Origin of the sequence: Pseudactinotalea sp. Z1748 (genome assembly GCF_049725185.1) — a bacterium.
In the GTDB taxonomy this organism is placed as follows: Bacteria; Actinomycetota; Actinomycetes; order Actinomycetales; family Beutenbergiaceae; genus CALKWS01.
Window position 1 is genome coordinate 287,140 of the sequence record NZ_JBMPQB010000003.1, and the last position, 12,551, is coordinate 299,690.

Here is a 12,551-nt window from a genome sequence, read left to right on the forward strand (position 1 = left end):
ATGATTAGGCCTGGTGTGCACGGCTCCTGGAACCGGCGGCTGGGCCGGGTGGACGACGCTCGGGACGTTGCATGGGTTCGGCCGTGGTGAGCCAGCGGATCGCGGAGGTCATCGCGGTGCCGTTGAGGCGGTGCAGAGTTCGGTCCAGGAGCGGGCGGTCCGGGAGCCCCAGGGGCTCGCGGGCCCACCGCGGCAAGGTGGCCACCGCCGCTCGCACCAGGGCGCGGTAGCCGGGTCGAACCGCCACCGGCACCGGCACGGTGTGGATGAACGTCGCCACATCACGGGCGGCCGGGGTGCTCTGCAGTTCCGGCCGGAACTGCTGGAGCCTGTGCTGCAACTCGGCCCGCGTGGTGGGCACCTCCGATGACCCCAGGGCTAGGGCCACCCTCGCGGACTGGGAGACATAGGTGTCGTAATCGGCCTCGTCGAGGCTGCGACGGCCGAAGCGTTCGTGCGCGGTGAGAAAGGAGTCGATCTCGGCGATGTGCACCCAGGCCAGCAGGTGCGGGTCGTCGGCCTGATACGGCCTGCCGTCGGGCGCCGTGCCGTTGACCCGCCGATGGACCGCGCGGACGATATCGACTGCCTCCTGGGCATGCTCGGCCGTGCCGAAGGTGGTGGTGGCGATGAAGGTAGCGGTGCGGGCCAGGCGTCCCCACACGTTCGTGCGGTAGTCGGAGAAGTCGTCGACAGCGGCCATGGCCAGTGGGTGCAGCGACTGCAGCAGGAGGGCGCGCACTCCGCCGATGTACATCGAGGCGTCCCCGTGCACGATCTGAATGGGTGAGCCTGCGCCGTACCAGCGCGGGCCGGGGGTGCCGTGGATGCGGTACCTGGCCTGGGCGCCGTCGGGCCCGGCCACCATGCCCAGTAGGGCCCGGCTCATCCGGTTGCGTACGGAAGTGATCGGCATCCTCTCAGTCTGCCGGTAACGAGGGAGGTGTTCCAGCTCGGGCGCGGGGCTGGTCCGGTGGCGCGGGTTGCTCTAGCATTGCCACACCCCGCACCGGCCCAGCGGGAAGAGGAACGCCATGGTCACGGTCCGGACCCAGCAGCCGGTTCGTGTTGCGGGCCGCCGGGCGGGCGGCGCGTATCGCAACGGGGGTCGGCGCGGTGGCCCCGTCCTGGTGCGCTGCCTGGTCGCGGCGGCAACGGCTCTTGCCCTGATCGCCAGCGGTGCCAGTGCGGCGGCGCTCGATGGACCCTCACCCGGGCAGGAGGAGCCTACGTCCACGAGCCTCGGGGAGGGGCCGGCCTCCACGAGCATCGCGGAGGGGCCAGCCTCCTCGCATCGCGTCATCGATGTCGCCCGCCAGTACAACGGGGTGCCGTACGTGTGGGGCGGGGGTACCCCGGCCGGCTTCGACTGCTCCGGGTTCGTGCAGTATGTCTTCGTCCAGGTGGGCATCGACCTGCCCCGCACGGCGGACTTGCAGGCCGGTGCCGGTTACCGGATCCCGGCAGCGGAGGCCGTTGCCGGTGACCTGGTGTGGTGGCCGGGGCATATCGGGATCTACACCGGCGACGGTCATCACATCGCCGCCCGCAGCCCCGGAACGCTGGTGCACGAGAGTCCGATCCACATGGCCGACCCCACCTTCATCCGGGTGTATGAACAGGACCTGCATGGGGGGTGAGCGAGCCTCATCGCTTGGGGTGGGTGAACTGATCATGCCGGTCCGCGGCCGGGTACGTGCCGATTCGGCCCATCCTGGGGGAGTGGGGTAGCATCGTCGCGTCCCAGTCGGCCGGAAGGCGATCGGCGCGGGGCAACGGGCTGTGGCGCAGCTTGGTAGCGCACTTGACTGGGGGTCAAGGGGTCGTGGGTTCAAATCCCGCCAGCCCGACGCAGTGGGGCGTCTGACCAGCATGAACGTTGGTCAGATGCCTTAGTCATGCTCACCTCAGGCGTCATCGCCGTTGTCATGCCCGCACTCGCTGCACCGTTGCTGCTCATGCGATGGCCGTAGGCGCTGGGTCTGCGTGACGAACACGTTGATCGGGGGCCTCGTGCGCCGGCCACTAGACTCAGTCCACGCGAATCGCCGGGACCGCTGGCCGATACTGGGGACTCCGCGAATCCCCGAGACATCGGTGCAGGCCGGATATCCACCGGATCCTCCGAGGAGCCGTGGACTCATCCGGCCGGCCCGGCAAGCCCACGACTCGGACCAGGGAGCAGCAGTGACCGACCACAGCCAATCAATCGAGCCCGATGAGCGCGGCGGCGCGCCCGGCCATCGCAGCGTCGAATTGCAACGCACCTCCCTGGGTCATTACGAGGTGCGCAACGCCCGAGGTGGTGTGATCAGCCTCGGGGACGGCACCGGCACGGACTTCACACCGGTTGAGGTGCTGCTGGCCGCGATCGCCGGGTGCTCCAGCGTCGATGTGGATCACATGACCAGCCGCCGCGCCGAGCCCGAGGAGTTCACCGTCCGGTGCACCGGCACGAAGGTCTCCGACGACGACGGCAACCACCTGCAGGACGTCGAGGTCACCTTCCACCTGCGCTTCCCGGCCGGTGCCGAGGGCGATGCCGCGCGGGCCCGGATCGCGCCCGCTATCAAGGCCAGCCATGACCGGGAGTGCACGGTGTCGCGGACCGTGGAGCTGCCCACACCCGTCACGATGCGTACCGCCAACAGAGAGTGATCCCCGATTCGGGCCACCTGAATAGTCGCCGCCCGCCTGCTCTGCTGCTCACAGTTCCGTCCGCTTCAGCGCCAGGGATGCCACTGCGAGGCTGATGACGGTGAGCACGGCGGTGCTGATGAGCGGGCCGATCGTCATGAGCATCCCGTCGGACAGGACCGGCCCGGCTATGCGTGCCAGACTCCAAGGCAGTATTTCGAAGGCGCGGGGCGCGGTAGCGACGAGGAGGTCGGTGCCGAGTATGCCGGCCAGCGGCAGCGCGACCACCAGGGCGCGCGACCAGGTCAGCGCACTGAGCATGAGCACTACGGCAAGGTGGAAGACCGCGAGGCAGCCGATGAGTGCAACGGCACCGAGCCACTGGTCTAGCGGCCACAGCGCTCCGTCGGCAAGGGAGAGTTGGGCCAGCACGCCGAGCCATGGCACGAGGACGATCACGACGAACAGGGCGAGGGCGTGGCCGAGGAACTTCGCCGCAAGCAATGCACTACGAGCCAGCGGTTTGGACAGCATCCACTCCAGCACGCCGCTGCGCCGTTCGTCGAGCAGGATGCCCTGGGCGGTGACGACCACGCCGACGGAGACCAGAATGCCTGCCATGCCAGCGAATTGGACCGCACTCTCGGTCGGGGTCATGTCGCTCGTGCCAGCGGCGACGTCCAGCCGGGGCAGGACCCAGAGCACCAACACGACCAGCGCGTTGGTCAGAGCGGACCACACGAGGGCCTGCGTCCACCACCGCCGGGTGTTCCACCAAGAACCTGATTCCCGACGGAACTGGTTGGTCAGCCCGGACAAGGACGATGGCGTTGTCATCGAACGTCTCCCTCCACGACGTTGATGAACACGTCCTCGAGTTCGGACCTGCGGCGACCGAACTCGACCACCCGGACCTCGTCGTGGCTCAGGACCAGCCGCAGCAGTTGAGCCTGGGCGAGCTCCTCGTCACTCACCCGGACCGTGACGGAGACTCGGTCGTCGCCGGGGACCTCGCGGATCTCGGTGACCCAGGGCTGAGCCCGCAGGCTGGTCACGGCGGGACCGACAGCCCCGGTCAACGTCAGGACGAAGGTGTCGGCCTCGTCGAGGAGATCGACCATTGAGGACTGGAGGACACGGCGGCCGTTCCGCAGGATTGCGACCTCGTCGCTGATCTGCTGGACGTCGTCGAGGATGTGGGTGGAGTAGAAGACGGTCGTTGTCTCCTTCAGTCGGCGCATGACGTCCAGGACATCGCGTCGGCCCAGCGGGTCCAGCGCCGCGGCGGGTTCGTCGAGAATGAGAAGCCTGGGGCGGTGGATCTGAGCCTGCGCAATCCCCAGTCGTTGCCGTTGGCCACCGGAGAGCTCACCGGAGCGGGCGTGAGTCTTCGCGGTCAGACCGACCAGGTCCAGCGTCTCGGTGATGTCGTCCTCGATGCGAGCGTCGGGGTCGAGGGGGTAGAACCCACGCGCGTACCGCAGAACCTGCCGGGCTGTGAGGTCCTCATGGAACCGTGGCTGCTGGGCGAGGTAGCCGACCTGCCTGCGCACCTGCATGCTCGCACTGACGATGTCGGATCCGAGTACCTGCGCCGTGCCCCCCGAGGGCGCGGCCAAGCCGAGGAGCAGCCGCATCAGGGTGGTCTTGCCCGCCCCGTTCGGACCGAGAAACCCGAACAGAGACCGCTCGGGGACCACCAGATCGAGCCCATCGAGAGCGATGACCCCACCGTAGTGCTTGGTGAGGCCCTGGCAGGAGATCGCCGGTGCTCCCATGAGACTTCACGCTATCGACGGTCAGAACGGCAAGCCAGGGTCCTTGGTCCCGGGGCTGTCCGAACGCCGGCTCGGGCTTCGGCGCTAATGAACCAGCACGGCCTTGACGGGGGATGAACACACGCGGCACCGAGACGCCCTCGACAATATAGTCGCGGCCGGCGTGCGGGGCGCCAGTATGGGGTTTCACTCGGCTCGCAGGGTTATCGCGACCGCCAACCACACGAGCGCCATCAGCAGGCCGTTGAACGGCGCCAAGAACATGATCGGCAGGAACAGGGCGAGCCCGGCGCCGGTCCACCACGGCCACCGACGGCGGCTGCCGAGCACGCCGGCAGCGATGAGCCCGAGGGACGTCGGCACCACCGCCAGCAGGAACAGCCACTCCGCCGGCTCCTGTCCGGTGATCGGGACGCCGAGCATGATCACCCCAGCGATCGTTAAGCCCGCAGGCGCGAGCCACCACAGCAGCGCCCCCCAGCCGGTGACGGGCACGATCAGGGCCAATGCCAGGGCACCCGCCAGGAAGGCGGCACCCGCGGTCACCTCCGATACGAGCCCGATGCCGGTCGTGTGGTCGCTGAGGTCGCCGTCGAAGAACGTGAGCACGCCGTTGACGATGAGGATTGCCGCAGCCAGAGCGGCCGCAATCCTCGCTCGGCGTATCCGCGTCTCGATGGTCGAAGGGGGAGTCGTTGATGGCACAGCGGGGGTGGGCACAGGGGTCGACATGGGGGCTCCTCTCCGAGAGCGGGTTGTGATGTACCAACTCAGTACCCTTCAAATGAAGCGGGTTCGCGGTCGGGTCACATCCCACGCAGGTCTCGATCGTCTCTGCCTTGAGATAGAGGTACTCGGTGCACGCCCTCCCTAGAATTGTGGCGTGGCCGCGCTGCCCCGTTCACCGCTTACTCGTGACGTCCTCCTGGGCGTGGCGGTGACGGCCGCCGCACAGGCAGAGTTGCTCCTGATCGCCGCGGACGGGGCCGGGCCGAGTGTCTGGCACCATCTTGAACACGTGCTGATCCTGCCCGCACTAGGGCTACGACGACGCGCACCACTGGGTTCGATACTTGTTGCTGCAGTCGGCTTGCTCGCCGCCCCGTTGGTCGGTCCGGTGGCGGTGGCAGTGCCCTATCTCGCGCTACTGTTCCTGCTGGCTTCGCTCGGCTGGTTCGCATCCCTGCGAAGGGGACTGGTCGGCGTCGCGGCCACGCTCGCTTGTGGTCTCGGGTACGACGCGGTCAGCGGGGCAGAACCGGTGGCAGACCTTGTCGTCAACGCAGTGCTGATCGGCTCGGCCTGGATGGCCGGCCATGGGCTGCGGGTCGCCACCGACCGACGAGTGGCCGTGGAGGTGGCCACAGATCGCGCGGCGCGGGATGCGGTCGCTGCGGAGCGCGGCCGCATCGCCAGGGACCTGCACGACTCGCTGGCGCACGCCCTGACGTTGATCACGCTGCGGGCCGGGGGGGCTCGCGAGCGGGTCGTGCAGGCCTCAGCGGCTCAGGCGTTCGGCGCGATCGAGCAGGTCGGGCGCGAGGCGCTGGCGGACATGCACCGGGCGCTCGGCCTTCTGGGACCGGCCACCGACGATGCGCCGGGCATGGCACATCTACCTGATCTGGTCGAGGGGTTTCGCGGCGGCGGGCTGACCGTGGACCTTGACGTCCAGGCGTGCGCGATTCCGGGCAGCGTGTCCACCACCATCTACCGGGTCGTGCAGGAAGCGCTGACCAACGTGACTCGCCACAGCAATGCCTGCACGGCTCGGGTGCGCATCTGTCACAAGGATGGCGAGTTGGTGACCGTCGTGACAGACCCCGGCCCGGCTCGGCCATCGCCGACAGCCGGCACAGGGCGTGGGCTGGACGGCCTCCGCCAGCGCCTCGACCTGTTCGGCGGCAGCCTGGCGTCGCATCGGCACGCGGACGGCTGGCGAGTGGAGGCCCGCATCCCGCTCGCGGGCGTTGAGGCGTGAACACGGTGCGGGTAGTGATCGCGGACGACGAGCCGCTCGTCCGCCAGGGACTGCGGATGGTGCTCGAGTTCGACGGCGACGTGATCGTGGCAGCCGAGGCCGCGGACGGTCGGGAGGCGCTGGCGCGCGTCGCCGAACACCTCCCTGACTTGGCGCTGCTGGACATTCGGATGCCTGTGCTCGACGGCATCGAGACTGCACGACGGATCTCATCCGATCCAAGACTGGGTGGTGTCCGAGCAGTGGCTCTCACCACGTTCGCGGACGACGACCTCGTTGTGCACGCCCTGCGCGCCGGGGCGGTGGGTTATCTCCTCAAGAGCATGCCGCCCGAGCAAATACGCCACGCCGTCCGGTCAGCGGCAGATGGCCAAATGGCGCTCGCGCCGGAGTTGGTCGACCGGTTGGCACGAGAGTACGCCGCCCGGAGGGTGGCTCCCGCTACCGCACTACAACGGCTCACGGAACGAGAGACTCAGGTGTTGCGGGAGATCGCCCAGGGTCGGTCAAATCTGGAGATTGCGTCGAGCCTGTACCTCGGCGAGGGTACCGTCAAGACGCACGTAGCCGCGGTGCTACGCAAACTGGAGTTGCGCGACCGCACCCAGGCTGCGGTGGCGGCGTACGAGTTGGGCCTCGTCCGGCCAGGTGGTCCCGACTAGGTCTGCACGGCTTCCTCGGTGTCGACACGCTCCGGCGCCAATGGCAGCAGTCCCATCCCCGCGAGGGCGCGCGGCGCGGCGTCCGGGGCAGCCACGGACAAGGAACGGGCGAAGTAACCATGATCGACGTGCGCCGAATCCAGCACGAGGACGGTGGCCCGAGTAGCCGGAGTGTCGCGCAACGGCATCACGGGTAATAGGTCCAGTGTCATTCCCGCGCCCCACACCGGTGGTGTCGAACGCATGGGTGGCGCCTCCGCCGGTCAGGTCGTGGATCTGTTCGACCTGGTCCTCGCACCGGCGCCGGTCCGCACGCCGCAACCAAAGGATCCCAGGAGGTACTCGTCGTCGGGCGCCACTCGGGCACCTTGGCGAGGTTGCGCTCGCTGACGATCGCATGGGTACCGAAGGAGGACTGACCGAAGAAACTCGACCCCACCGGCTGCCCGTCCGCTGTTGCCTTGTAGGAACCGTCGGCGCGGGCCAGGGCGTTGATGTCGTTGAACCGCACGCAGTTGAACGGCCGGCCCGTCAGGCAGGTCCGGCAACGTCCGCACGATGCGTAGGAGGGTGGTCACGACTGCCTCCTGGCCGGTGGTTCCCACACTGTAAGGCAGAACCGGGGCCTCAGCGAGAGCACGGGCCGGCGGCGCATCCTGCCGTCGCCCAAGTTGTCGCGCCGGTCCGTGGCGCGCACGCTGGCGTGCATGAGTCTGACCATCGCCGGGGTGGACGTCAGCAAACCGCAGAAGGTGCTGTTCCCGGCAACGGAGACCCCGGAGGTGACGAAGGAGGACCTGGCCCGCTATTACGCCGGTATCGCCACCGACATGCTGCCGCACGTGCGGGGCCGTCCGATCGGCATGCAGCGATTCCCCGATGGGATCGAAGGGCCCTCGTTCTACGAGAAGCGGGTTCCCCAACACTTCCCGGACTTCGTTGCCACCGTGCAGGTGCGGACCGCCGACGGTCCACAACGTCAGGTGATGATCGAGGACGAGGCTACCTTGGTCTATCTGGCCCGGCAGGCGTGCCTCACCCGCACACATGGTTGAGCACGGCTGCGGACCTGGATCATCCGGACCAACTGATCTTCGACCTTGACCCCACCGTTCCCGGGCTCGGGGCGGTGCGGCGAGCCACCGTGATGGTGGGGGAGGTGCTGGACGACCTGGGGCTGCGCACCTTCCTCAAGACCACCGGCTCGCGCGGGTACCACGTGGTGGTGCCGCTGCGGCCCGAGGCGGACTTCGAGACCGTACGTGCCTTCGCCCGCACGGTCGCGGAGGCACTGGTGCGCCGCGCTCCGGACCTGCTCACCCTGCAGGCGCGGAAGAAGAAGAGGGGACCTGTGGCAGGTGTTGTCGGAGCACCGCCAGGATCTGACCCGCGCCCGTGAACGCCTGGCGTGATCGGTCAGTCGGCGCCCGCTGACGCCAGCAGATCACCGCGCAACCAGACACTGCGCAGCGATTCCGCGAGCCGGCTCGGCTCTTGACGATGTGGCGGGTCGAAGTGGTGCCGCTGGTGAAAGACCTCGAGCGTGAAGTCACGAAATACCCCACCGAGCCGTTCGGCAATCTCGCCGTACTGGTCGGGGTTACTCAAGCCGCCGAGCGCGAAGTAGACAGGACGGTCGAACCGCCTCAAGGCATTGCGGTCCAGATCGTAAGTCTTGAAGGTGCGCATGAGGGCCCGGATCCCAGCGGGCCTTTGGGACATCCACACCGGCGGTGGCGCTGATCGCGGCTCAGGCAGCCGAACCTCAGACCGCACCTGTAACCGCGTGAAGGCCGCCATGAAATCCTCGTCCGAAAGTTGAGCCAGCGCGTCGTACTCGGACCACAACCGCTCGTGCCTCGGGCTCCAGTCCCAGTGGCCGCCCCACGCCGGTTCGAGCAGACTCAGGGTCAACAGGAGCGACGGCTCCGATGCCGCACACGCCAGGGCTGCGGCGCCACCGCCGGAGTAGCCCACCAGGTGAAAGCGAGTCCACCCGCGAGCCCCGGTTTCACGCAGAACCCCGGCGACCTCCGTGTCCAGGGAGTAGTCTGCCGGCGGGGAGGCCCCGCGATAGACCTCGAGGTCTTTGACTATCGCCTCGACGTCATCGCCCAACAGGTCAACGAGTTCGGAGTAGGCCAGCGCCGCGGGAAGTACGGCCCCGGGCAGGAAGACAACCTTCGATGCGCTCACTGTTCGCCTCCGATCGGAGCATGGATCGAATCCGTACCGGCGTGCTGAGCGCCGGCGAGAACACCAATCCGCAGCGGGTTCGGGACCACGCCTTCCCACCAAACTCCCTAGAGCGTGGGAGTCCGCTCGAAGGAGGCTTTCAGGGCGTCGACTGTGATGGTTCGTTCCTTGACCGCGAAGCGCCGCCAGATGGGTGTGCCGAGGCGCCACAGCCCGTAGGAGATCAACTTGCCGCGATGGCGGACCCGTGTCTCGTTGTCACCGGCGGGTTCCAGTCGGTAACTCGGCCAGCCTTCGAACTTGAGTGTGCCCGACTTCGACCTATCCCACCAGTGAAAGACGACCGTGTGGGGCGCCGTCATCTCCACGATCTCCCCGGGCATGGTGCCCTGAGTCGTTTCATCGACGAAGGTCGTTCCGACGCCGGGCTCGCCGGGAGAGGTCTGCCGAGTGTGCTTCAGCATGCTTCCGGCCTCCGCCATCCAGTCGTTGTGCCCCTCGATGTCGACCAGGCGTGCGAACACCTGCTCGATCGGCGCCCCGATCGTGCGTTCGAGCTCGAACTCGATCGGCTTCACACGATCAAGCATCCTCCTCGGGCCGACGAACTACAAGGCTTTCGACGTCGCCGTCGCCACGGATCAGGCGGCCTCGGACCGTTTCACCCAGCACAGGCAGAACGGGTGCCCGGCCGGGTCGGCGTAGACGCGGAAGCCCTCACCGGGGGCTTCGTCGTCGACGGCTTTGAGCAATACGGCGCCGAGCGCGAGTACCTCCTCGTGCGCCTCCTCGATGTCCGCGACCCACAGGTCCAGATGGATCTGTTGCGGGTTCCCGTCGGGCCATTGCGGCGGCACGTGCTCAGGGGCCAACTGGACAGCCACCTTGGCGCTGCCATCCACGAGCACGGTGTGCCAGTCGTCCTCGTAGTCCACGGTCCCGCCGAGCACGCCGGCCCAGAACCGACTCTCGGAGTTCAGGTCGGCGGCGTCGAACACCACCACCTGATGAGTGATCTCCGTGGTTGCCTCCACGCGCCCATGTCGCCACCCGGCCCGGAGCGCCGGGACTGATGTGCACATGATAGCCAGCACAGCCCCTACGATCAGTGCCGATGAGCAAGGAGAAGCCGGGGGACGGCAAGCCGCTGAAGCCCTTCCACTGGTGGCAGGGTCTGTGGCGGAGCGTCTTCGCCATCGAGCACGACGACGCTCACTGGCACGTCGAGGTCAACTTCCTGGACTGGGACGGACGCGTCGCGTTCTACCGCGACGGACGCCAGGACCGCACCCAGCGGTTGCCGGCCCGGTTCGGACTCGATGACGGATCCGGGATCGACGTGCGCACGAGCACCTATGGCATCCGGCGGGCCCACCTGGTCAGCCCCGAAGGGAAGGAGCAGCAACTCGTCCCGGTGCCCGGCAGCGCCGAACGGTGGCGCGCGGACCTGGAGCGGCGACGGCCGGGGCTGAGCACCACGATCAGCGTGACCTCCTTCATGGTGCTACTCGCGGTGATCGTGCTGCAGGTGCCCCAGGGGCTGGAGTGGCTGGCCGATCTCAGCGACGACGTTGCCTCCGACCTCCCCGAGAACCTCTCCGGTCTGGTCGGGATCCTGGCGCAGTTCAGTTACACCTCCCCCTGGAATCTCGGACCGGTGCTGAACACGAGCATCACCGTGGCCGGCCTGCTGGCGCTGCTCGAGCGAGCCCTGCGACTGCGTTACTCCTGGTGGCTCGATGGTCTCGAGGGCATGGACGGGGCCTGGAGCGGGTGACCCCCCACCTAGACTGCCCCCATGAGCTTCCTCAAGCGATTGTTCGGCCGGGACTACGAGGTCTCCAGCCCGACCCGGGCGGCCGGTTCGGCGCAGCCCGGTCAGGTCGACACGACGGCCAAACCGGGCCCCGACGATGCGGTGCAGGCGGCCGAACCTGCCCGGTTCGTCGTCGAGCAGACCTTCACCCAGACCGGCCGGGGGACGATGGCCGTGGGCAAGCTCGCCAGCGGCTACCTGACTGAAGGGGATCACGTGCGGGTGCTGCGCGGTGGTGAGTCCTACGACTCCGGCACCGTGCAGCGGCTGGAGGTCGGCCGACGTCGGGTGGAGCGGATGCCCCCGGGAACCAACGGTGGAGTGCTGGTGGAGGGGATGGCGCAGCCGATCGCGTCGGGGGATGAGATCCACGCCGGTCCCAGCAGCTGACCCTGACCCAGCCGTAGCCGGGCGTACCGCCGTTGCACGTGCTCGGCCGAGAGACAACGTGGGGCCCGGCCGTCCGGCCGGGCCCCACGTTCGTCAGGAACGCTGGTCCTTAGTTGAAGACCGAGTCCACGATGTCCTGGTTGTTCTCGATCCACTCGCGCGCGCCGGCGGCCGGGTCGCCCTCGTGTACGTTCACGATCAGATCCTCGAGTTCACCGAACTGGTCGTTGTCCAGGACGGGGAAGTTGCCCATCGCCTCGGCGACTTCCGGGAACTCACTGGAGAACTCGGAGTTGGCGATGAAGTTCAGGGACTCGGGCTCACCGAGCGCCTGCTCGGGGTCCTCCAGGTCCTTCACCGGATACTCGGCGTTGGCCCAGAACGGGTGCCACAAGGTCACCACAACATCCTCCTCGGCGTCGATGGCGCTGCTCAACTCGGTGAGCATCGCCGCGGTGGAGGACTCGACCAGGGTGAAGTTCTCATCCAGCCCGTAGGTCGGGAACACCGAGTTGGCGGTGACGCCCATGTGTCCGGCGCCGGCCTCGATTCCGATGACCTGGCCGTCGAACATGTCCGGGTTCTCGGCCAGTTCCGGGATCGAATCGATCTCGGTGTACTCCGGGACGGCGAGCGTCAGGACCGCACCCTCGTAGTAGTGGCCCAGGTCCTCCAGGTCATCGCCGTAGGTGTCCATGTACTCGGCGTGCGTGACCTCCGGCCATGCGGAGGGGTAGACGTGGTAGTCGCCGCCGGCCACGGCGGTGTACAGCGGCCCGGCCTGGCCGATCTCTTCGATCTGCACCTCATAGCCCTGGTCCTGCAGCATCTCCTGCCACAGGTAGCCCATGCTCAGGCCGTCGGTCCAGTCGGGCAGGATGCCCAGGATGACCGGACCCTCGGCACCGGCGGCGCCGTTCTCCTCGGCCTCGGCGCCGTTGTCGGGCGCAGCGCCGTCATCGTCGGTGTCGGTGTCGCCGTTGCAGGCAGCCAGTAGCAGGGCGCTCGCAGCGGTCACGGCGAGCAGGCTCCGGGTACGTCGTGGGGAGGTCCTCATCTGTTTCCTTCCATGTCGGGGCCGCCGCGCTCAG

Annotated in this window: 15 protein-coding genes, 1 tRNA gene and 1 pseudogene; 8 read left to right on the forward strand and 9 right to left on the reverse strand. The window is 68.0% G+C overall.

Features of this window, described 5'->3' with window-relative positions; all coding sequences use genetic code 11:
- Nucleotides 1–4: 4 nt before the first annotated feature.
- Nucleotides 5–916 carry an oxygenase MpaB family protein gene (locus ACO0LU_RS08640; protein WP_424790963.1) on the reverse strand — a complete coding sequence of 304 codons (912 nt, stop codon included), beginning with the start codon at nucleotides 914–916 and terminating at the stop codon, nucleotides 5–7.
- 118 nt (nucleotides 917–1,034) lie between these two features.
- Here ACO0LU_RS08640 and ACO0LU_RS08645 point away from each other — a divergent pair, with 118 nt between their 5' ends.
- From ACO0LU_RS08645 to ACO0LU_RS08655, 3 genes are all read left to right on the forward strand, one after another.
- Entirely contained in the window at nucleotides 1,035–1,640 is a 606-nt protein-coding gene (locus tag ACO0LU_RS08645; RefSeq protein ID WP_424790964.1) for a C40 family peptidase, read from the forward strand.
- Between the two features lie 136 nt (nucleotides 1,641–1,776).
- Nucleotides 1,777–1,850, forward strand: a tRNA-Pro gene (locus ACO0LU_RS08650).
- A gap of 337 nt (nucleotides 1,851–2,187) precedes the next feature.
- Nucleotides 2,188–2,658: an OsmC family protein gene (locus tag ACO0LU_RS08655; protein ID WP_424790965.1), complete on the forward strand. Its 471-nt coding sequence runs from the start codon at nucleotides 2,188–2,190 to the stop codon at nucleotides 2,656–2,658.
- A 48-nt stretch (nucleotides 2,659–2,706) separates the two neighbouring features.
- Here ACO0LU_RS08655 and ACO0LU_RS08660 read toward each other — a convergent pair whose 3' ends face one another.
- The 3 genes from ACO0LU_RS08660 to ACO0LU_RS08670 all read right to left on the reverse strand — a co-directional run bounded on the left by ACO0LU_RS08660 (nucleotide 2,707) and on the right by ACO0LU_RS08670 (nucleotide 5,147).
- Nucleotides 2,707–3,474 carry an ABC transporter permease gene (locus ACO0LU_RS08660; RefSeq protein ID WP_424790966.1) on the reverse strand — a complete coding sequence of 256 codons (768 nt, stop codon included), beginning with the start codon at nucleotides 3,472–3,474 and terminating at the stop codon, nucleotides 2,707–2,709.
- Nucleotides 3,471–4,415, reverse strand: a complete 945-nt coding sequence (locus ACO0LU_RS08665) for an ATP-binding cassette domain-containing protein (protein ID WP_424790967.1) — start codon at nucleotides 4,413–4,415, stop codon at nucleotides 3,471–3,473. The genes ACO0LU_RS08660 and ACO0LU_RS08665 overlap by 4 nt, the downstream gene beginning before the upstream one ends.
- A 186-nt stretch (nucleotides 4,416–4,601) precedes the next feature.
- Nucleotides 4,602–5,147, reverse strand: coding sequence for a hypothetical protein (locus tag ACO0LU_RS08670; RefSeq protein ID WP_424790968.1), 546 nt, complete (start codon nucleotides 5,145–5,147; stop codon nucleotides 4,602–4,604).
- Between the two features lie 151 nt (nucleotides 5,148–5,298).
- Here ACO0LU_RS08670 and ACO0LU_RS08675 point away from each other — a divergent pair, with 151 nt between their 5' ends.
- Both ACO0LU_RS08675 and ACO0LU_RS08680 read left to right on the forward strand, forming a co-directional pair.
- Nucleotides 5,299–6,396, forward strand: coding sequence for a sensor histidine kinase (locus ACO0LU_RS08675; protein WP_424790969.1), 1,098 nt, complete (start codon nucleotides 5,299–5,301; stop codon nucleotides 6,394–6,396).
- Nucleotides 6,397–6,410: 14 nt separating this feature from the next.
- Complete coding sequence (locus tag ACO0LU_RS08680) at nucleotides 6,411–7,058, forward strand: response regulator (RefSeq protein ID WP_424790970.1); 648 nt, start codon at nucleotides 6,411–6,413, stop codon at nucleotides 7,056–7,058.
- Here ACO0LU_RS08680 and ACO0LU_RS08685 read toward each other — a convergent pair.
- A complete protein-coding gene (locus ACO0LU_RS08685) occupies nucleotides 7,055–7,303 on the reverse strand; it encodes a hypothetical protein (protein WP_424790971.1) in 249 nt (82 codons plus the stop codon). The two genes, ACO0LU_RS08680 and ACO0LU_RS08685, sit on opposite strands and share 4 nt — an antisense overlap.
- A gap of 585 nt (nucleotides 7,304–7,888) precedes the next feature.
- Here ACO0LU_RS08685 and ACO0LU_RS08690 point away from each other — a divergent pair.
- Nucleotides 7,889–8,457, forward strand: a pseudogene (locus tag ACO0LU_RS08690) (hypothetical protein).
- 17 nt (nucleotides 8,458–8,474) lie between these two features.
- On the opposite strand, the gene ACO0LU_RS08695 reads toward ACO0LU_RS08690, so the two are convergent.
- From ACO0LU_RS08695 to ACO0LU_RS08705, 3 genes are all read right to left on the reverse strand, one after another.
- The gene (locus tag ACO0LU_RS08695) at nucleotides 8,475–9,254 is read right to left on the reverse strand and encodes an alpha/beta fold hydrolase (RefSeq protein WP_424790972.1); all 780 of its coding nucleotides are present in this window, start codon (nucleotides 9,252–9,254) and stop codon (nucleotides 8,475–8,477) included.
- 107 nt (nucleotides 9,255–9,361) lie between these two features.
- Nucleotides 9,362–9,844: an SRPBCC family protein gene (locus ACO0LU_RS08700; RefSeq protein WP_424790973.1), complete on the reverse strand. Its 483-nt coding sequence runs from the start codon at nucleotides 9,842–9,844 to the stop codon at nucleotides 9,362–9,364.
- 51 nt (nucleotides 9,845–9,895) lie between these two features.
- Nucleotides 9,896–10,288 (reverse strand): VOC family protein, encoded by a 393-nt coding sequence (locus tag ACO0LU_RS08705; RefSeq protein WP_424790974.1) that lies wholly within the window; start codon nucleotides 10,286–10,288, stop codon nucleotides 9,896–9,898.
- 80 nt (nucleotides 10,289–10,368) lie between these two features.
- Between ACO0LU_RS08705 and ACO0LU_RS08710 the strand changes: the two genes are divergently transcribed.
- Entirely contained in the window at nucleotides 10,369–11,031 is a 663-nt protein-coding gene (locus ACO0LU_RS08710; RefSeq protein ID WP_424790975.1) for a hypothetical protein, read from the forward strand.
- 21 nt (nucleotides 11,032–11,052) lie between these two features.
- Complete coding sequence (locus ACO0LU_RS08715; protein WP_424790976.1) at nucleotides 11,053–11,460, forward strand: hypothetical protein; 408 nt, start codon at nucleotides 11,053–11,055, stop codon at nucleotides 11,458–11,460.
- Nucleotides 11,461–11,569: 109 nt separating this feature from the next.
- Here ACO0LU_RS08715 and ACO0LU_RS08720 read toward each other — a convergent pair whose 3' ends face one another.
- Entirely contained in the window at nucleotides 11,570–12,517 is a 948-nt protein-coding gene (locus ACO0LU_RS08720; protein WP_424790977.1) for a glycine betaine ABC transporter substrate-binding protein, read from the reverse strand.
- Between the last annotated feature and the right edge of the window lie 34 nt (nucleotides 12,518–12,551).